The 18,321-nt window shown below is 64.9% G+C and carries 17 protein-coding genes; 5 read left to right on the top strand and 12 right to left on the bottom strand.

Annotation, left to right across the window (positions count from 1 at the left end; all coding sequences use genetic code 11):
- Positions 1–52 precede the first annotated feature (52 nt).
- Positions 53–1,363, top strand: coding sequence for an NAD(P)/FAD-dependent oxidoreductase (locus tag ACQR1H_RS13290; RefSeq protein WP_434907647.1), 1,311 nt, complete (start codon positions 53–55; stop codon positions 1,361–1,363).
- Here the strand turns inward: ACQR1H_RS13290 and ACQR1H_RS13285 are convergent.
- The 8 genes from ACQR1H_RS13285 to ACQR1H_RS13250 form a co-directional block, all read right to left on the bottom strand.
- Complete coding sequence (locus ACQR1H_RS13285; protein WP_434907646.1) at positions 1,360–2,988, bottom strand: ABC transporter ATP-binding protein; 1,629 nt, start codon at positions 2,986–2,988, stop codon at positions 1,360–1,362. The genes ACQR1H_RS13290 and ACQR1H_RS13285 overlap by 4 nt on opposite strands.
- Complete coding sequence (locus ACQR1H_RS13280; RefSeq protein ID WP_315799883.1) at positions 2,985–3,815, bottom strand: ABC transporter permease; 831 nt, start codon at positions 3,813–3,815, stop codon at positions 2,985–2,987. Before ACQR1H_RS13280 ends, ACQR1H_RS13285 begins: the two co-directional genes overlap by 4 nt.
- 3 nt (positions 3,816–3,818) lie before the next feature.
- Positions 3,819–4,796, bottom strand: a complete 978-nt coding sequence (locus ACQR1H_RS13275; RefSeq protein WP_434907645.1) for an ABC transporter permease — start codon at positions 4,794–4,796, stop codon at positions 3,819–3,821.
- 24 nt (positions 4,797–4,820) lie between these two features.
- Positions 4,821–6,437, bottom strand: a complete 1,617-nt coding sequence (locus ACQR1H_RS13270; RefSeq protein ID WP_316178640.1) for an ABC transporter substrate-binding protein — start codon at positions 6,435–6,437, stop codon at positions 4,821–4,823.
- A gap of 276 nt (positions 6,438–6,713) precedes the next feature.
- Positions 6,714–8,327 (bottom strand): ATP-binding protein, encoded by a 1,614-nt coding sequence (locus ACQR1H_RS13265; RefSeq protein WP_434848642.1) that lies wholly within the window; start codon positions 8,325–8,327, stop codon positions 6,714–6,716.
- Positions 8,324–9,025, bottom strand: a complete 702-nt coding sequence (locus tag ACQR1H_RS13260) for a response regulator transcription factor (RefSeq protein ID WP_315799887.1) — start codon at positions 9,023–9,025, stop codon at positions 8,324–8,326. Before ACQR1H_RS13260 ends, ACQR1H_RS13265 begins: the two co-directional genes overlap by 4 nt.
- A 23-nt stretch (positions 9,026–9,048) precedes the next feature.
- Positions 9,049–10,527, bottom strand: a complete 1,479-nt coding sequence (locus tag ACQR1H_RS13255; protein WP_434907644.1) for a DUF4153 domain-containing protein — start codon at positions 10,525–10,527, stop codon at positions 9,049–9,051.
- A gap of 105 nt (positions 10,528–10,632) precedes the next feature.
- The gene (locus tag ACQR1H_RS13250; RefSeq protein WP_434885606.1) at positions 10,633–10,851 is read right to left on the bottom strand and encodes a hypothetical protein; all 219 of its coding nucleotides are present in this window, start codon (positions 10,849–10,851) and stop codon (positions 10,633–10,635) included.
- 42 nt (positions 10,852–10,893) lie between these two features.
- Between ACQR1H_RS13250 and ACQR1H_RS13245 the strand changes: the two genes are divergently transcribed.
- A complete protein-coding gene (locus ACQR1H_RS13245) occupies positions 10,894–12,108 on the top strand; it encodes a glycoside hydrolase family 3 N-terminal domain-containing protein (RefSeq protein WP_434889374.1) in 1,215 nt (404 codons plus the stop codon).
- Between the two features lie 21 nt (positions 12,109–12,129).
- Here ACQR1H_RS13245 and ACQR1H_RS13240 read toward each other — a convergent pair whose 3' ends face one another.
- Positions 12,130–12,417, bottom strand: coding sequence for a hypothetical protein (locus tag ACQR1H_RS13240; RefSeq protein ID WP_434907643.1), 288 nt, complete (start codon positions 12,415–12,417; stop codon positions 12,130–12,132).
- A 131-nt stretch (positions 12,418–12,548) separates the two neighbouring features.
- Positions 12,549–12,740, bottom strand: coding sequence for a DUF3072 domain-containing protein (locus tag ACQR1H_RS13235; protein WP_315799891.1), 192 nt, complete (start codon positions 12,738–12,740; stop codon positions 12,549–12,551).
- Between the two features lie 95 nt (positions 12,741–12,835).
- Here ACQR1H_RS13235 and ACQR1H_RS13230 point away from each other — a divergent pair, with 95 nt between their 5' ends.
- Entirely contained in the window at positions 12,836–13,069 is a 234-nt protein-coding gene (locus ACQR1H_RS13230) for a hypothetical protein (RefSeq protein WP_315799892.1), read from the top strand.
- Positions 13,070–13,149: 80 nt separating this feature from the next.
- Here ACQR1H_RS13230 and ACQR1H_RS13225 read toward each other — a convergent pair whose 3' ends face one another.
- Entirely contained in the window at positions 13,150–13,506 is a 357-nt protein-coding gene (locus tag ACQR1H_RS13225; protein WP_316178948.1) for a hypothetical protein, read from the bottom strand.
- A gap of 166 nt (positions 13,507–13,672) precedes the next feature.
- Here ACQR1H_RS13225 and ACQR1H_RS13220 point away from each other — a divergent pair, with 166 nt between their 5' ends.
- Together ACQR1H_RS13220 and ACQR1H_RS13215 are read left to right on the top strand one after the other, a co-directional pair.
- The gene (locus ACQR1H_RS13220) at positions 13,673–14,233 is read left to right on the top strand and encodes a type 1 glutamine amidotransferase domain-containing protein (protein WP_434907642.1); all 561 of its coding nucleotides are present in this window, start codon (positions 13,673–13,675) and stop codon (positions 14,231–14,233) included.
- A 288-nt stretch (positions 14,234–14,521) separates the two neighbouring features.
- Positions 14,522–16,804: an FdhF/YdeP family oxidoreductase gene (locus ACQR1H_RS13215; RefSeq protein ID WP_434907641.1), complete on the top strand. Its 2,283-nt coding sequence runs from the start codon at positions 14,522–14,524 to the stop codon at positions 16,802–16,804.
- A 14-nt stretch (positions 16,805–16,818) separates the two neighbouring features.
- Here the strand turns inward: ACQR1H_RS13215 and ACQR1H_RS13210 are convergent, their stop codons facing one another.
- Positions 16,819–18,312, bottom strand: coding sequence for an HWE histidine kinase domain-containing protein (locus tag ACQR1H_RS13210; RefSeq protein WP_316215912.1), 1,494 nt, complete (start codon positions 18,310–18,312; stop codon positions 16,819–16,821).
- Between the last annotated feature and the right edge of the window lie 9 nt (positions 18,313–18,321).

Genomic DNA, 18,321 nt, shown 5'->3' with positions numbered 1-18,321 from the left:
GCAAGACCGTCTTCCTGGAGGGCGGTCGATCAGCAGGGATGAGCTGTTCACGATGAGCATGACGATGGAAAACGTTCAATGGCCGCCGTCCTTGTGGGCTGCGCAGACCCCGTCTGGACCTGACCTGTCCGAGCTTCAGGGCAGTGTGCAGGCCGATGTCGTGATCATCGGCGGCGGCTTCACCGGATTGTCGACGGCGCTGCATCTGCGCGAGGCCGGTGTCGATGTCGCGATCGTCGAAGCCATGGAGCCGGGCTGGGGCGCCTCGGGTCGGAACAACGGCCAGGTGATCCCGACACTGTCGCGCCCGGATCCCGAGGATCTCATCGCCCGTCACGGCGCCGCCGGCGAGCGCTTCGTTGCGATGCTGCGCGACAGTGCCTCAGCGCTGTTCGAGACCGTCAGGCGCTACGGCATCGACGCCGAGCATGAGCAGGCCGGCTGGGTCCAGCCGGTGCATACGCCCGGCCGCATCAAGATCGCCGAGCGCAGGTTCAAGCAGTGGTCGAAGTTCGGCGCGGAAGTCGAGCTGCTGTCACGCGACCAGACGCGCGACATGCTCGGCTCGGATGCATGGCATGGGGGCTTCTGGAACAGGACCGGCGGTCACATCAATCCGCTGGCGCTCGCGCGCGGGCTGGCGCGAACCGTGCTGAGCCTGGGGGGCCGCATCTATGCGCGCTCGCCGGCGATCGATTTCGAGCGGCGCGGGAATCGTTGGATCGTCCGCACCACGCAAGGCGAGGTGTCGGCGCGCGCGCTGGTGCTGGCGAGCAATGCCTATAGCGGCGAGTTCTCCAAGGCTCTCGCACCCGAGATCGCGCATGAGGTGATGCCGGTGCTGTCCTGGCAGATGGCGACGCAGCCGCTGTCGGACAATGTGCGGAAGACCATCATCCCGGCGCGGCAGGCGATGTCCGATACTCATGGTGAGCTCTATTTCGCCCGCTACGATGCGCGCAACCGCCTGGTGACGGGCGGCGCCGTGATCGGTCCCGGCAACAAGTCCGAGCGGCTGAAGGCGAGGGTCGCCGAGCGCCTGCAGCGCCTGTGGCCGCAGATCGGCGAGGTCCGGTTCGACTATGTCTGGAATGGCTATGTCGGCATGACCACGGACTACATGCCGCGAATTCACCGCCTCGGTCCCGATGCCTATGGCTGGACCGGTTGCAACGGCCGGGCAGTCGCACTGACGATCCCCCTTGGTGCGGAGCTTGCGAAGGCGGTGCGCGGCGTGCCCGCGAACGAGCTGGCCTTGCCGTTCACGGAGCCGGTCACCATTCCGGCGCACGCCCTGCTGCGTCCATTCGCGCCACTGATGCTGCTCCTGTACCGGTACCGCGACGCGCGCGAGATCGGCTAATACGTGGGATGTTGGGTCCGGGCGAAGTCGCCGCCCGGAATGGCCTCCAGCAGCGCCTGCGTATAGGCATGCTGCGGGTTGCCGAACACGTCGTGCGTGGGCCCATGCTCGACGACGACGCCGTCCTTCATGACCGCGACCAGATCGCAGATCTGGGCTGCGACCCGCAGGTCGTGCGTGATGAAGATGATCGACAGGTCGAGCCGTTCGCGCAGGCTGGTCAGCAGCTTCAACACCTGCGCCTGAACGGAGACGTCGAGCGCGGACACCGGCTCGTCCGCGACCAGCACCTTGGGCTTCAGCGCCAGCGCGCGCGCAAGCCCGATGCGCTGGCGCTGACCTCCGGAGAACTCATGCGGAAAGCGGTCGGCGGCGGACGGGTCGAGCCCCACCAGGCTGAACAGCTCGCGCGCCTCGGTCAGCGCCTGCGCTCGCGCGGTGCCGTGCACGATCGGTCCCTGCGCCACCAGCTCGACCGCCTTGCGCCGCGGATTCAACGAGGCGAACGGGTCCTGAAACACCATCTGCATCTGCTGGGTTCTGTTTCTGACCTCGCTGCGCGAGAGGCGTGCCCAGTCCTCGCCGTCGAGCAGGATCGTTCCTGTGTCGGGATCGATCAGGCGAATGATGCAGCGGGCGAGGGTGGATTTGCCGGAGCCGGACTCGCCGACGATGCCGAGCGTTGCCCCCTTCGGCAGTGAAAGCGAAACGTCCCTGATTGCATGGGTAGTGCGCTCGCCGCGGCCGAGGAAGCCGCCGGTGCGATAGGTCTTCGAGATACCGGAGATGGCGAGGATCATCTGGTCCGATAATCTGCGTGCCGGAGGGGCCGCCACGGGTGGCACCGCAGCGATCAGTTGCCTGGTGTAGTCATGCTGCGGCCGTTGCAGGACATCCGCCGCCGCGCCCTGTTCGACGACGCTGCCATGCTGCATCACGACGACGCGGTCGGCGATCTCGGCGACGACCCCGAAGTCATGCGTGATGAACAGCACCGCCGTCCTGCGCCGCTGCTGCAGCTCTCGGATGAGCTTGAGGATCTGGGCCTGCGTCGTGACGTCGAGCGCCGTCGTCGGCTCGTCGGCGATCAGCAGCTTCGGATCAAGCGCCAAGGCCATGGCGATCATGGCGCGCTGGCGCTGGCCGCCGGACAGCTCGTGCGGATAGGCCTTCGCCGCGCGCGGCGGATCGGGAATGTTGACGTCGGACAGGAGCGACAGCACGCGCGATTTGATCTCGGCTTTCGACAGATCGGTATGGATGTCCAGCACCTCGCCGATCTGGTCGCCGATCGTGCGCAACGGATTGAGCGCGGTCATCGGCTCCTGGAACACCATCGCGACCTCGGCGCCACGCATGCTGCGCATCTCTGCCGCCGTGGCGGTGCAGAGATCGCGCCCGGCAAACAGGATGCGTCCGCCGTCGGTGCCCACACCGTCGGGCAACAGCCGCATGATGGCATTGGCCATCATCGACTTGCCGGAGCCGGATTCTCCGACGATGCAGACGATTTCGTTCTCGGCGACCGAAAGCGAGACCTCGGAGATCGCATGCGTGCGGTCGGCGCCCTTCGGCAAACGCACGCTGAGGCGGTCGACGGTCAGAATGGGCTGTGCGGGACTCATCGCTGTTTCAGCCGGGGATTCAGTGCGTCATTGAGCCCCTGGCCGACCAGCGACACCGCGAGCACAGTGACGAGAATGGCGACGCCCGGGATCGCGGAGACGTACCACTGCACGCGCAGCACGTCGCGCCCGAGCCCGATCAGGTTGCCCCAGGAGGCGACATTGGCGTCGGACAGCCGTAGGAAGGCGAGCGCGCTCTCCAAGAGGATCGCGACCGCCATCACGACACCGGCATAGACGATCACCGGCGGCAGCGCGTTCGGCAGGATCTCGCGCAGGATCAGCTGGGTGTCGCGCATGCCGAGGGTGCGGCCGGCCTGGACGAATTCGCGGCTGCGCAGCGACAGGAACTCCGCCCGTGTCAGCCGGGCCGGTGCCGGCCAGGAGACGATGCCGACGGCAATCGTCACCGTCGTCAAAGTCGAGCCGAACACCGCGACCAGGACCAGCAGCAGGACGAAGTTCGGCAGCGTCTGGAAGGCTTCGGTGATGCGCATCAGGATGTTGTCGACCCAGCCGCCGTAGTAGCCCGCGAGCGCACCGACCAACACGCCGATCGCCACGGCAATGAGCGTGGCGACGCCGCCGATCAGGAGCGAGATGCGGGCGCCGTAGAAGATCTGGGCGGCGATGTCGCGGCCGGAATTGTCGGTGCCGAGCAGGAAGCGCGGATTGGCGAGCGGCCAGATCAGGGGCCGGCCGGCGAGCGCGAGCGGATCGCGTGGATAGAAATAGCCGGCGCTGAGCGCCATGCCGATGACGATCAGCAGGAGCACGAGGCCCAGGACGGCAGCGGGACTGCGGAAATAGCGTTTGACCGCGTCCATGCGCTAGCTCTCCGCCGTGATGCGCGGATCGAGCCGCGCGTAAAGCAGATCGGTCACGAAGTTGACGGCGATCACGAGCAGCGCCGAGACGAAGACGATGCCGAGCAGGGTGTTGAGGTCGCGCTGGACGACCGACTCATAAGCGAGACGTCCGAGGCCGGGCAGCGAGAACACCGTCTCGACCACCACGGAGCCGCCGAGCATCGTGCCGGCCTGGAGTCCGATCAGCGTCACCATCGGCAGCAGCGCGTTGCGCAGCACGTGGCGGGTGACGATGCGGGTCTCGTCGAGGCCCTTGGCGCGCGCGGTGCGGACGAAATCGAGGTTCAGGACCTCGAGCATGGAGGCGCGCATGATGCGGAGATAGATGGCGAGGAAGATCAGGCCGAGTGTCAAGGACGGCAACACCAGGTGTCGTGCGATATCGAGCACGCGCCAGACGCCGGTCGTGACCGCGCCGATATCCTCGAAGCCGCCGGCGGGCAGCCACTGCAGGTAGATCGAGAACACGACGATGGCCATCAGTCCGAACCAGAACGACGGGGTGGCATAGAAGATCAGGCCCACCGTGGAGATCAGCGTATCCGGCCAGCGGTTGACGCCGCGCGCGGCGATCACCCCGAAAACAAGACCGAAGGAGAAGGCAAAGGACAGCGCCGATGTCATCAGCAGCAGCGTCGGTGGCAGCCGCTCCAGGATCACGGCAGCGACGGGCTTGCCGTAGATCGCGGAGAACCCGAGATCGAGACGCACCAGCCGCCACAGATAATTGGCGAGCTGCATCGGGACCGACAGGTCCAGTCCATAGAAGCGACGCAACTCGCGAGCGGTGGCGGCATCGCCGCCGCCCATCTGCGCCATCATCGCGTCGACCGTATCGCCGGGCGCGAGTTGCAGCAGCAGGAAGACGCCGATCAGGATCAGGAACAGGGTGGGGATCGAGGCGGCGAGCCGCCGCCCCGCAAGGCTCAAGATGCGCATGGCCTCATCCTGACGGATTCCGGCTCAGGCGGAAAGCCACAGATCGTGCCAGCTCGACGATCCCCAGCGCGGCGTGTTCGAGTGGTTGCGCGCCTTGGCCGTGATCACGGTGACGAAGATCTGCTCGATCGGCATCCACACCGGCAGCTCGGTATTGGCCTCGCGCACGAAATCGGCATAGAGCGCCTTGCGCTTGGCCGGATCGACCTCGGTCGCCGCGTCATCGATGATCTTGTCGATCTTGGGATCGTCCCAACCCCACTGATTGGTCCACGGCGCGCCCTTGGGCTGGCCGGAGCGATACCAGACCGTGGTCGAAACCGCGGGGTCGTTGCGGTACTGGTGCCAGCCGGTCGCGAGATCGAAGGCGTGCTCGTCATAGACCTGCTTGAGAAAGCCGCCGCCATCGTTGCGCACGATCTCGATCGCGATGCCGACCTCGCCAAGCGACTGCTGAAGGAAGGTCGACCACAGCGAGATGTCCTCACCCCACGGCGCAGGCAGCAGCCGCAGCGAGAAGCGGGTTCCGCCGGCGCCGGGCTTGTAGCCGGCTTCGTCCAGGAGCGCCGCCGCCTTGGCCTTGTCGTAGGGATATTGCGGCGTATTGGCGCCGGGGTAGAAGTCGGTCGAGGTCGACGGGATCGGACCGGTGCCCAGCTTGGCGAAATCGCCGAGGAAGTTCTCGATGAAGAAGGGAACGTTGATCGCATGCGCGATGGCACGGCGGACCTTCACGTCCGCCAGCTCCTTGCGGCGGACGTTGAACTCGAGCGTGTTGGTGCGCGCGTTGCCCTCATTGCCCTTGGTGGACACGATGAAACGCTTGTCCTTGCCGAGCCGCGCCATGTCGGAGATCGTCAGGCCCGAGAACGGGCTGTAGTGCAGCTCGCCAGCCTCCATCTGCGCCGCCGCCGCGGCACGGTCGGTAATCACCTTCCACACGATGCGGTCGAGATAGGGTGCGTTCGGCCGCCAGTAGTCGGCATTGCGCTCGGCGATGATATACTGGCCGCGCTCGTACTTCACGAATTTGAACGGACCAGTGCCGATGGGGGCGAGGTTGGCGGGGTTCTGCCTGATGTCGCCGCTCTCGTAGATGTGCTTGGCCGAGACGTAGCCGAGATCGGGCAGGGCGCGCAGCAGCAGGTTGAGCGGCATCGGCCGCTCGTAGCGGAAGATCGCGGTTTGCGGATCTGGCGTGTCGACCGCAGTCAGGAACAACTGCAGGGTCGATCCGTAGTTGAGGATCTTCTTCCACATGTTCATCGCGGTGAAGGCAACGTCCTCCGACGTGAACGGCTTGCCGTCATGCCAGGTGATGCCCTTGCGCAGCTTGAAAGTGACGGTCTTGCCGTCCGGCGTCGCCTCCCAGCTCTCGGCCAGCACGCCGACCGGCTGGCCATTGGCGTCGAGGTCGACGAGGTTCTCCTGGATCTTGCCGCCGATGATGTAGACACCGGTCGAAGCCTGGAGGCTCGGATTGAGCTGGCGCTGCTCGGCGCCGTAGTGAACGTTGAACACGCCACCCTTGCGCGGCGTCTCCTGGGCGAAGGCGCGGAATGGATTGACCACGTTCGCTGCGATGGCAGCGGAGGTCAGGAGGGCGGTCCGGCGGCTGATCTCGAAACGGCTCGAATTCATCAAGGTCTCCCGAAGGCCAAGCGGGACGCTGGCCGATGGTGCAATCGGGGCGAAGATTACGCGGATCGCGGGTCCAAGTCATTTGCGAATTGCCATGCAGTTCTGCGGCATTCTCGTGCGGCCCATGCAGCCGGCGGCACCGTGGCATACATTGCTCGTATACGAACGAATGAGAGAAGACCTTCGTCGACAAGGCCCTGAATGTGGTGGGGATTGCCGGCGGCGATTGAGCGACCGGAAGCAACTTTGACGTGGCGCCGCAGAGAGCACGCTATCTTAAGTCGGCGTCCCGCGTCTGCATTCGATCGGTAGCCGCAGCACGAATGCGACACCGGTCTCGCTCGGCCGCAGCGAGATCTCGCCGCCATGGTTTGCCATGATGGCGCGCACGATCGCCAGCCCCATGCCGGTACCGCCGCTGTCGCGCCGGGTCGTGAAGAAGGCGTCGAAGATGCGGTCGCGGTTGTCAGGCGAGATCGGATCGCCGTCATTGCTGGCGATGACGATCAGCATCTCCTTGCTCTCCTCGGCCTCGAGGCGGATGCGCAGGGCGCCATGCCGGACGGCGTTGTCGACGAGATGCGTGAGCACGATGAGCACGGTTTCGTTCGGCAATGTCGTGCTACGTTCGACCGGCCCTGATGTCTCGATGACAACCGACGGGAAACGCGATCGCAGCGTGCCGACGGCCTCGGCGATGCTACCGGCCTCGACCGCCGACACCGTCTCCGCCCGTGCCAGCTCGCGCAAGCGCTGGGCCAGTGCCGCGAGGCGGTCGGCGTCGCCAAGGATGTTGGTGAGGAACGTCTCCTGCTCGGCGCGCGTCAAGGTCTCAGAAGGGCTGGCCAGAGAGTCGAGCAGCAGCTCGGCTGCGCCCTTGATCGAGGTGAGCGGTGATTTGAGTTCGTGGGTCAGATGCGCGGAAAAGCTCCTGATGTAGTTGGAGCGTTGCGCCAGTTGCTCGGCCATGGCGAAGAAGTGCTCGGCGAGCTCCGCGAAGTCGCGGGTGCCGTAATGGGCGAGCGGACGGAAGCCTGCGGGATCGTTGCGTCCGATCCGGCCGGCGCGATCGACCAGCTCGCGCATCGGGCGCGTGATCGTGCGCGCCACGATGAGGCCGACCAGCAGCGTCGTGAGGACAATGGTGGAGCCGGCCGCGATGAACTTGCCGCGCTCCTGATAGAGATGCTCGAAGATGTTGCGCGGCGTGCGCGAGGTATAGATGACCCCGGCGACGTGATCGTCGACGATCACGGGCATGGCCGAGAACACATGGACGCCGACGCCGCGGCTGATCGAATAGATCGGTGGTGGGGCCTTGTCGGGAATGCGGATGCGGAGCGCGGCGCTGTAGCGTCCCTTCAGGGCGGCGGCCACCTCGTCGATATGGGCGAGGGATTTGCCCATCTCGTCGCGGCCGGCGATCACGACGCCCTGGGGATCGAGCACGCGATACCCGGCCAAGGTGACCTTCTGCGTCTCCCTGACGATCGGCAGCAGGCGCGCGCCGATCGCGACGTAGGCCGGATCCGCAGGATGGACCGCATCGCGTGCGTCGGGCCGGCGGACGAACAGATCGTTGGCCAGGAGATCGAGCAGGGGGCGAATCGGCGTCACCTCGTCGGAGGCATCTGGACGTGACTCGGGCGGGATCTCGGCGCCGAGCGGCACGCCGGCGGCAAGGCGCGCGGAAACCTCCTCGGCAAAGACCGCCGCCAGCACGCGGCTCTGCGCGATCAGCTCCGCCTGGGTCTGGCGGATCAGCTGGTTGTCATAGATGCGAAAGAAGAACAGCCCGACCAGCGGCAAGGTGCCGACCAGCGCCAGAACGCCGAAGACGATCTGTCCCAGCGACGGCCGCCATTTTGCCTTGGGCTTGGGCGCGATCATGGGGCGCCGCAGCGGCCGAGCCGGAAGCCGACGCCATGCACCGTCTCGATGGCGTCCTCGCAATGCGCGGCTGCCAGCTTGGCCCTGATGTTGCGGATGTGGCTGTCGATGGTGCGGTCGGAAACCTGGATGTTGAGCTGATAGGCGGCGCTCATGATCTGCTCGCGGCTGAACACGACGGCAGGGCGCGTCATCAGCGTGCGCAGGATGCTGAATTCCAGGGCGGTAAGTGTCAGCGGCGCGTCGCCGAAGCGCGCCAGATGCTGCTGCGGGTCGAGACGAAGCCTGCCATGCGCCAGCTCCTCCGGTTCGGGCGCACGATCCGCCCCACCGGATGAGACCCTGCGGAGAATGACGTTGACGCGGGCGACGAGCTCGCGCGGACTGAACGGCTTGGTCACGTAGTCGTCGCCGCCGATCTCGAGCCCGAGAATACGGTCGATCTCCTCGTCGCGCGCCGACAGGAACAGGATCGGCACCTGCGAGGTCCGGCGAATCCGCCGGCAGACCTCGAGGCCGTCGTACTCCGGCATGCCGACGTCGAGCACGATCAGGTCCGGACGGTCTTCGGCGAACCTGGCCAGCGCGGCGCGGCCGTCGGCGGCTTCCTTGACCGCCATGCCGGCCTTGCTCAAGGCCACGCGCAGGACCTCGCGGATATGCGGGTCGTCGTCGACGATGAGGATTCGGGGAGACACGTGCTTTCCTCCGCGGCGAGGCATCAGCTTGGTTTCTGCGACACGGGATGTGTATCGAGATAGCGCTGCAGGCGCCAGCCGCGAAAACTCCAGGATCGCCAGGACGCCATGCTGCTTTGCTGTTGCGCGAGGAGCCGATCGCGGTCGCTCGCCAGTCCCCGGTCCGTCGGTCGCAACAGCATCGCCCGCTCGATGGCCGGCAGCGCCTCTGGCCCGAGCCAGACGAGATAGGAGCCGTCGATGAGAGGGCCGCTCTGCCCCGCCTCACGACTATGGGAGACATTGAAGTCTGCGATCGGCCGGTCGAAATTGATCAGTGCACAGCCGTAAATGGTCGCCGAGAGCACCAGGATGTTCATGCGGACGAGCCACGCGTTGGACTTGGCGAGAGCGATCCTGAGCACGATGAGGATCAGGCCGATCGCAACCAGGATCATCCATATCAAGGCCGCGATCCGCCAATAGGTCAGAGCATAAGTCTCGATATACATGTGAAGCCGTTGGATCGAGGATACGACCAGCATCACGTTCTGTGCCACCCAGAGATAGACCAGCGGCCGGACCAATCGCGACTCGTTTGCCGTGGTCTCGGAGCGGACGGCGACGATGACGAAGGCCGCCGCGAGCAGCGCTGTGACGATCAAGGGATAGGCGCCCCGGTGCGCATAGGCCGCATAGGTCATGCCGTCCGGAAGCGCGGCATGTCCCCACAGATAGGCGCCGTCGAGCGCCGTCTGGAGAGCAAACAGGATGTTGAACAGGATCAGCGCCCGAAGCACCGTTTCAGGGCCGAGCACGGTCGCCAGGATTGACGGCTGATCGGGTTCGCTTTCGATCGGCGAGCTCCAAGTCTTGGTCCGCTCGCGCCAGCGAAGATTGATGAACGGCCAGACCATGGACAACGTGACGAGCCAGAAGATCGCGCGCCCCATCGTGAGTTGGGAAGCGACCTGCTCGGGACTGAGAACGGCGAACCAGCGCTCAATGACCGGATTGGCTGCCGCGAACAGAGCCAGGAACACGCAACCGAGTGCCAGCGGGATGCTCCAGACAAGGAGAGTTCGCATGACCATGTTCGTGCGTAGCGTCACGATCGCATCCGGTATCAGCCGAAACGGTCCGATGAGCAGCAATTGCCGTGCGGCGGTCAGCGGAAGCCGGAAGCCGCGCGCGGATCGGTTGGTCGCCAGCGCGACGGCCGACAGCGTCGTGAGCAGCAGGACAGGAAAAGAAAGCAGGTTCAGTTCCTCGATGGCGGGAGCCAGGCCGGCACCGAAGAGAACTGCGGCTCCGACCAGACGGCCTCGATTGGTCTTGGCGAGGTTGGCAAGAACGCTGGCGGAGGCGAGCGCGGCGAAAAACAGCGGGAATGCCAGGCCAATCGGCCGGCCGTCGTACAGCAGCGGATCGGCGAGGCCGACGAGGCCTGCAGCGAGGGCGAATTTGAGCCACATGGAATCGGGCGCGACGGGTGCAGCCGTCGGCTCGGCAAGGGTGGTCATGGAGGAATCCTTGGTTTGGGTCATCGCTCGGGCCGGAAGGCACAAGCCGATGAGCCCAGCATGACGCCTGCCTATGCAGCGGCTCACGAGGGGATCTGCAGCATTTCAGGATTTGTTTGCAGATTTGGTGCAGACGCGATTCTGCTGCTGGCGCGGGCGAAACGTGATTGTTACGCAATGGCCGTCTTTCCCCTGGGATGATCGGCTGCACACATGCTTGGACGTATCAGGACCGCGGTTCTCTGGATCCTTGCTCTGCTCTTCATTTTCGTCACGCTGAACAGCAACGAGCCCTATCTGGTTCGGCTGCGGGGCAGCGGCCATGTGGCCCTGCTCCTCATCGGGCTTGCTGTCCCGCTGCTGCTGATGCTCGGCGGCCGGTGGCGGCAGGGGGCCGCCGGACGCGCGCTCGTGCTGGCATGGTGCGTTCCGCTGATCATGCTGACGTCGACGCAGTTCATGTTTGCCTGGCGCAAGTACGAGACGTTCCGCACGCCCCCGGACGTGGCGCGTCTGCTCGGCCGGCATTTCATCGTCGGCTACACGGCCGTGGGCGACGCAGCCGCGTTGGCGCGGCAGGGGTTGATCGCGGGAGTCTATGTCACTCACCACAACGTCCGTGGCCGGACCGAGCCGCAACTCCGTGCCGAGATCGCGCGGTTGCAGGACGCGCGCCGGAGTGCCGGGCTGCCGTCCCTGCTGGTCGCGGCGGATCAGGAGGGAGGCTCCGTCGCGCACCTGTCTCCGACACTGCCGAACATGCCCGGCCTCGCCACGCTGGCCGATCTGCCGGCCTCGCGGCGCGCGCAGGATGCGTTCGCGATGGGGCGCGCCCAAGGTGAGGCGCTCGCGGCTGCCGGCATCACCTTCAACCTGGCGCCTGTCGTCGACCTTCGCCCGAGCTGGACACGCAATCGACTGGACTTTCACACCTTGATCGGCCGCCGCGCGATCTCCAACGATCCCGCGGTGGTTGGCGACATTGCGCTCGGCTACGTCCGTGGCCTGGAAGCTAGCGGTGTCCGCGCGGCCATCAAGCATTTCCCTGGTCTGGGTCGCGTCGCAGCCGATACGCATCATTTCTCGGCACAGCTCGGCACACCGGCAGATGTCCTGGAACGGTCGGATTGGCGGCCATTTCGACAGGTGCTGCAGGGCTCGCACGCGGCGATGATGGTCGGTCACGTGACGGTCGATGCGGTCGATCCGGAGCGGCCTGCCTCACATTCCAAAGCCGTGCTCGAGGGACTCATTCGCGGCCGCTGGAACTATCAGGGTGTGATTGTGACGGATGATCTCGTGATGGGGGCGATCTACGGCCGCGATCTCTGCAAAGCTGTCGTGGAGGCTCTGAACGGCGGTGCCGATCTGTTGCTGGTGGCCTATGACGGCACCCAGTTTCATCGCGTGCTGGCCTGCGCCAAGGAGGCTCTGGCGCAAGGACGCATCGACCTCGATGCTCTCAGCCGAAGCGATGAGCGGCTGAAGCGCTGGGCGCCGGCGGTTGACAGATCAGAGCCGTCGAATGTGTCCACGGTTCTGCAAGAGACTGGAGCCGAGCATCAGAAAATCGTCGACTGAAGGGCAGGACAGCGCGAGTCCTCAGCGCGGGCCGTTGCCGGTCCAGTTGCGCCAGGCGACGTTCGAGAGGCTTCTCAGGTCGGTCGCCAGCGGGCGTCGTACTTGTTTGTCGTGCTGGGTAATGAGGTGCTCGGACTCGCGTATCTTGAGCTGGAGTTCCGCGACCTGCCGCTTGGTGTGTTCGAGCGCCTTCGCATCGGCGCTCTCGCCCACCGTGAACCGCGCCGTCTCAATCTGCTTCAAGGCAGCACGATTCTTTTTGAGCTGGGCGCGATGCCAGGCAACCTTGCTGTCACTGTCCGCAACCATGGTGGACTCCCGCGAAATGCCGCGAAGACTAAACGACCGATTTCTGATTCGCGACAGCCTAGGCCCGGCATCGGCAACATCGGAATACCGATCTGCCGAATCATCGTCTCGATGACTTGAACTTGGCCAGCTCAATCCAACCTCGCGGCGCGTCTCATCTCATCGATCAGTTCGGACGCTTCAGCCTTCGTCATCTCCGCTTGCGTGGGGGCAGGGCGACCGGCCTGCTCGCTGAGCGTCTTCAAGCAGGACGCGTGGGCATCGGTCATCGGATCGGCTCCGGAACCCCAGTCCTCGGGTTCTTTCTGCAGCCGTTCAGCCATGGGGCTCTGCCGTTCTTGGCGGGCTCAATGCGCCAGCTTGCAGAATGTTCCCATTTTGTTCTATGGTGTAATGATCATCGTCTGAGGGGGGCTCCATGCGCGATCTCGATCTGGTTCGAGCCGAAATCGACCGTCTGCGCCTTCAGGTCGGGCGGCAGCGTCGCGAAATCGTGCAATTGCGGCGGGCCGGCGTGCCGGCGGCGGCGGCCGAAGCGCTGTTGCAGCGGATGTTGGGAACGCTTGAGGGACTGCGGCAACAACGCGAGCAGCTCAAGCTGGAAGAGGCGAGCAGGCTGCCTCCCAGACAGAGAGGGGCCCGGCACGCATGACATTCCGGCGACAAGGTCGAGCGATCCGCTGCTCGTCGGTATTCAGCTCGCCGAGACGGCCATGGCGGGTCCGCGCCCGGTCATGAGGAGGTCCGCGTCCTTGGCTTGGGCAGCGAGGGCAAAGGTGGGTCGGCGGTCCCGTGCCGCTCGCCAACATGGGGCGTGTGAGCTTCGGGCAATACGATGTCCGGCGGTACGGCCGTCAGCTCTTCCGGAGTGGCCTCGCATGATTTGATCTCGAAATTGTTGTCCAGAATTTTCTCGCCATGCGTGCCGAACGTGATGAGATCGGCCTGTTCCGCGGCCTCCCAGACCTCGCGCTCGGTGCGAAACGGGCGGGTCATCTGTTCGTCATTCTCAAACAATGCGTAGGGCACGAGCGCCTCCAGATTGCGATCCGCCGACGCAGCGATGCCGTGCCGCCCGACGCCGCCCATCCATTTCAAGGCAGGGACGTCCAACAAACTGCGGCACGTGCGGGCTGGTTCCACCCCCCGGGAGAGCGTCAAGCGATTGACCAGTTGTGACGGTCCTCGCGCTTTCCAGGTGGAACATGCCCGCCAGCGGGAGGTTGCCCGCGGTGCGAATGGCCAGGAGAGTTCAATGGATATCAAGGGAAAGAAGATCGCGATCCTCGCAACCAACGGGTTCGAGCAATCCGAGCTCGAAGTGCCCCGCGATCGCCTCAAGCAGGCGGGCGCGACCGTCGAGATCGTCTCGCTCGCGCTGGGCGAGATCAAGGGATGGAATGAGAAGGATTGGGGACGGCCCGTCAAGGTCGACAAGACGTTGGACCAGGCTTCTGCTGCGGACTACGACGCCGTCGTGCTGCCGGGCGGCCAGATCAATCCGGATCTGTTGCGGCTCGAGCCGAAGGCGCTGCGGTTCATCAAGGAGATCTTCGAAGCCAAGAAGATCGTCGCGGCGGTCTGTCATGCGCCGTGGCTCCTGAGCGAGACCGGCATCGCCAAGGGGCGCAAAATGACGTCGTACAAATCGATCAAGACGGACGTTGCCAATGCCGGCGCGCAGTGGCAGGACGCGGAGGTCGTCGTCGATCAAGGCGTGATCACCTCGCGCAATCCCGGCGATCTGGAAGCTTTCAGCGCCAAGATCATCGAGGAGGTCAGGGAAGGCCGCCATCTCAAGCGCAGCGCGGCTTGAAGCTGAGATCGGAAGCCGGGAGAAATCCCGGCCACCTCAGGAGGGACAGGCCCAGCGCCCGAGGGGTCGAACGCTGGGCCGCAGTCCACACGGAGTGCCTCCAGCGAGATGGGGGAACGCCGCCAGAGGCACGGACATGACTCGCGGCGGGCTGGGTCGTTCCTAATTCCTATGTTCGGCCCTTCGCCCGCGTGACTTCGATGATAGCCTCGCAAGGTTCAGTGAGGAATCGGAACTTCGCTGCTCATCCCGGGTTTGCCGCTTTTGACCAGGCCGCGGAGATGCGTCGTGAGCGAGAAGGCAAAAATCCAGGACTACAAATCTCCGGCTGGCGGTTGGGGGTCGGTGCACGCGGTCGCGAGCATCCTGACGCAGGAGGAGGTGACGCTGCTCGGCAGCGAGATCCTGCTGAAACAGAACAAGCCGGGCGGCTTCATGTGCGTCAGCTGCTCCTGGGCCAAGCCGGCAAAGCCGCACCCGTTCGAATTTTGCGAGAATGGCGCCAAGGCGACCGCGTGGGAAATCACCGGCAAGACCGTCGGACTGGAGTTCTTTGCTCGGCACAGTCTGACAGAGTTGCGAGGCTGGTCGGATCATCAGCTCGAAGAGCAGGGGCGTCTCGCTCATCCCATGCGCTACGACGCTGCGGCGGATCGCTATGTTGCCGTGAGCTGGGACGAGGCCTTCCGCGACATCGGGGCGGAGTTGAACAGGCTCGATCCACGGTCGGTCGTGATGTACACGTCGGGCCGGGCCTCGCTCGAGACGAGCTACATGTATCAGCTGTTCGGCCGGATGTACGGCACCAACAATTTTCCCGACAGCTCCAACATGTGCCACGAGTCGACGTCGGTAGCGCTGCCTGAGGTGATCGGCGTGCCCGTCGGCACGGTGCTGCTGGAGGATTTCGACAAAGCGGATTGCATATTTTTCTTCGGCCAGAACACGACGACGAACTCGCCGCGCATGCTGCATCCGTTGCAGCGGGCGGCGCAACGCGGCGTACCCATCATCACCTTCAACCCGCTGCGTGAGCGGGGGCTGGAGCGCTTCACCGATCCGCAGAACCCGATTCAGATGGTGCTGACCGGCGGGACGCGGATCAGCACGCAATATCATCAGCTGCGCGTCGGCGGAGATGGGGCGACGCTGCTCGGATTGTGCAAGGCGGTCATCGAGGCGGATGACGCGGCGGTCGCCACGAAGAGCCCGCGTGTGCTGGATGTCGCCTTCATCGAGCAGCACACGTCCGGCTTCGAGGCCTTTGCGACCTTCTGCCGGCAGGCGTCGTGGAGCGATATCGAGCGGTCTTCCGGCCTCGAGCGCGCCGCTATTCTGGAGGCAGCCAAGGTCTACGCGAACTCGCACGCTGTGATCGCCAATTACGGCATGGGAATTACGCAGCATCGGCATGGCGTCGAGACGGCCAAGATGATCGTGAATCTCCTGCTGTTGCGCGGCAATATGGGCAAGCCCGGGGCCGGCATCTCGCCTGTCCGCGGCCATTCCAACGTGCAGGGTCAGCGCACCGTGGGAATCTCCGAGAAGACCAAGCTGGTGCCACTCGACAAACTGGCCGATCTCTATTCCTTCGAGCCGCCGCGATGGAACGGTCTCAGCACGGTGGATGCCTGCCAGGGCATCATCAAGGGCGACGTGAAGGGCTTCATCAGTCTCGGCGGCAACTTCCTGCGCGCCGTCCCGGAACGTTCGCTGATGGAGCCGGCGTGGTCGAAGCTGCGGCTGTCTGTGCAGATCGCAACCAAGCTCAATCGCAGCCACATCGTCGCAGGCGAGGTGACCTATCTGCTGCCGTGCCTCGGCCGCATCGAAATCGACCGGCAGGCCAGCGGAGATCAGGCGGTCTCGATGGAGGACTCCACCACCTGCATTCACGGCTCGCGCGGGCAGCGCCAACCCGTCGCCGAGACCCTGTTGTCCGAACCAGCCATTGTCGCCGGTCTCGCCAAGGCCACCCTGAAGCCAAATCCGCGCGTCGACTGGGATGCCTGGGTTGGCGACTACGCGCGCGTCAGAGACGCGATCGAGCGGACCTATCCCGAGCAGTTCAAAGACTTCAACAAGCGCCTGTTTGAGCCCGGCGGCTTTCCGCGGCCGCTTGGCGCCCGCGAACGCAAATGGAAAACGCCGACCGGCAAGGCGAACTTCACCGTGCCCAAGGCGGCGCTCAATCCGCCGGAGGAAGGCAATGGCGTGTATCAGCTGATGACCTTGCGCGCCGACGGCCAGTTCAACACCACCATCTACAACGAGGACGACCGTTTTCGCGGCGTCACCGGTGGCCGTCAGATCGTCTTCATGAACGCGAGCGACATGGCTGATCTGGGCATCAAGCAGGGCGAACCGGTTCGGCTCTCGACCGAGGCCGATGACGGCGTGGAGCGCTCGCTGGGCGGGCTCCAGGCAGTGGCGTTCGACATTCCGCGCTACAGCGTTGCGGCCTACTACCCCGAATGCAACGGATTGATTCCGCTATGGCACTATGCGGAGGGCAGCAAGGTGCCCGCCGCCAAGTCGATCCCGGTCCGGATCTCGCGCGACATGGCCTGAGCTACCCGGGGCGGTCAGCCCGCAGCCCGTTGTCGTGCGTCGTCCGGAGCCGCCGTTGCGCAAGGGCTCGTGATCTCCGGCGGGGTCGCGCCGGGGCGGAGCGGGACGACCAGCCGGCACACCAATCCCTCTGGACGCCAGTCGAAGGAGGCGCGCCCACCGAGCTGGCTTTCCACACTGGCCATCAGGCTGCGCGTGCCGAAGCCGCGCGAGGTCGGTGCGCGCACCAAGGGACCGCCGGTTTCAATCCAGATCAGATCCAGGCGCTCATCCTCGATGGTCCATTTGACCGAGAGATGTCCGGAGCGGACCGACAGCGCGCCGTATTTGGCCGAGTTTGTCACCAGCTCGTGCAGCGCCAACGCCAGCGTCTGTGCGGTCGCAGGCTCGAGTTGCAGCTCGGCACCGTCAAAGGCGACCTGGCCGCCCGGTGCATAGGGTGCAAGTTCTTCGGCCACCAACCTGCTTATCTTCGCACCTTCCCAGCTTGATAGCGAGAGGATGGTGTGAACGCGGGCCAGTGCGCTGATGCGCCCCTCTACCGCGTTGACATAGGTCTTCACGCTGTCCGCCTTGGTGAGCCGCACGATCGACTGGGCCAAGGTCAGCGCATTCTTGGCACGATGATCGACCTCGCGGGTCAGCAGGTTCTGTCGTTCCTCGGCGCGCTTGCGCTCGGTGATGTCGATCGTGACCCCGCTGACGCGGATCACGCGGCCAGTCCTGTCGGTGGTCGCCGCGGCCGTTCCAACGCACCACCGCTCTTCGCCATCGGGCCGGTTGATCCGGAACTCAGCCTCATACGAAGCCGTGCCACGGCTGAATTCCGCGACCACCTGGCGGGCGCGCTCGGCATCCTCCCGGTGCAGCAGCGCCATGATGTTCACGGTGTTCAGCTCGAAGTTCTGCGGCGTGACGCCGAAGATGCGGTACTGGCCCTCGTCCCACATCCAGTCGCCATTGACACCGTCCCAGTCCCATGAGCCCATCCGGCCGGCCGCGATCGCCATGCTCCGACGCTGCTCGCTCTCGACGAGCTTTGCTGTTGATCGCTCAAGCTCGGCCGTGCGAGCCCGTACCCGGTCCTCCAGCTCAAGGTTCAGATGTTCGAGCTCGCGTGTCTTGCGATAGAGCTCGGCAAAGACCTTGATTTTGGCGCGCAGCACCTCCGGCACGACGGGAACCGGCACGTAATCGACGGCGCCCATCTCATAACCGCGCAGGCGATCGAAGTCGCTTACCTGGATGGCGGAGATGAAGATGATCGCAATCTTCTGGAACCTCGGATGCTCACGGATCATTTGCGCCAGCTCGAAACCGTCGAGCTCAGGCATGCAGACGTCGACGAGGATCACGGCGATCTCGTTCTTCAACAGAATTTCGAGCGCCTCGCGACCAGAGGTGGCGACTACGAGGTTTTCGCCGAGTTCCTTCAGGATGACCTCGTAGGCCAGCAGCTTCGCGGGCTGATCGTCGACCAGGAGGATGTTGACCTTCGCATGTTCCATCATGATGAG

The sequence above is a fragment of the Bradyrhizobium sp. HKCCYLRH2015 genome (genome assembly GCF_051168215.1).
GTDB lineage: Bacteria > Pseudomonadota > Alphaproteobacteria > Rhizobiales > Xanthobacteraceae > Bradyrhizobium.
This window is presented reverse-complemented; position numbering and strand designations above follow the sequence as displayed.

What these genes read in the sequence shown, in the direction of transcription:
- ACQR1H_RS13290 (WP_434907647.1), top strand. Translation starts at nt 53, where the DNA reads ATGAGCATGACGATGGAAAACGTTCAATGGCCGCCGTCCTTGTGGGCT.
- ACQR1H_RS13285 (WP_434907646.1), bottom strand. Translation starts at nt 2,988, where the DNA reads ATGAGTCCCGCACAGCCCATTCTGACCGTCGACCGCCTCAGCGTGCGT.
- ACQR1H_RS13280 (WP_315799883.1), bottom strand. Translation starts at nt 3,815, where the DNA reads ATGGACGCGGTCAAACGCTATTTCCGCAGTCCCGCTGCCGTCCTGGGC.
- ACQR1H_RS13275 (WP_434907645.1), bottom strand. Translation starts at nt 4,796, where the DNA reads ATGCGCATCTTGAGCCTTGCGGGGCGGCGGCTCGCCGCCTCGATCCCC.
- ACQR1H_RS13270 (WP_316178640.1), bottom strand. Translation starts at nt 6,437, where the DNA reads ATGAATTCGAGCCGTTTCGAGATCAGCCGCCGGACCGCCCTCCTGACC.
- ACQR1H_RS13265 (WP_434848642.1), bottom strand. Translation starts at nt 8,327, where the DNA reads ATGATCGCGCCCAAGCCCAAGGCAAAATGGCGGCCGTCGCTGGGACAG.
- ACQR1H_RS13255 (WP_434907644.1), bottom strand. Translation starts at nt 10,527, where the DNA reads ATGACCACCCTTGCCGAGCCGACGGCTGCACCCGTCGCGCCCGATTCC.
- ACQR1H_RS13250 (WP_434885606.1), bottom strand. Translation starts at nt 10,851, where the DNA reads ATGGCCGCTGCCCCGCAGCCGAACCAGATAGGGCTCGTTGCTGTTCAG.
- ACQR1H_RS13245 (WP_434889374.1), top strand. Translation starts at nt 10,894, where the DNA reads ATGCTCGGCGGCCGGTGGCGGCAGGGGGCCGCCGGACGCGCGCTCGTG.
- ACQR1H_RS13240 (WP_434907643.1), bottom strand. Translation starts at nt 12,417, where the DNA reads ATGGTTGCGGACAGTGACAGCAAGGTTGCCTGGCATCGCGCCCAGCTC.
- ACQR1H_RS13235 (WP_315799891.1), bottom strand. Translation starts at nt 12,740, where the DNA reads ATGGCTGAACGGCTGCAGAAAGAACCCGAGGACTGGGGTTCCGGAGCC.
- ACQR1H_RS13230 (WP_315799892.1), top strand. Translation starts at nt 12,836, where the DNA reads ATGCGCGATCTCGATCTGGTTCGAGCCGAAATCGACCGTCTGCGCCTT.
- ACQR1H_RS13225 (WP_316178948.1), bottom strand. Translation starts at nt 13,506, where the DNA reads ATGGGCGGCGTCGGGCGGCACGGCATCGCTGCGTCGGCGGATCGCAAT.
- ACQR1H_RS13220 (WP_434907642.1), top strand. Translation starts at nt 13,673, where the DNA reads ATGGATATCAAGGGAAAGAAGATCGCGATCCTCGCAACCAACGGGTTC.
- ACQR1H_RS13210 (WP_316215912.1), bottom strand. Translation starts at nt 18,312, where the DNA reads ATGGAACATGCGAAGGTCAACATCCTCCTGGTCGACGATCAGCCCGCG.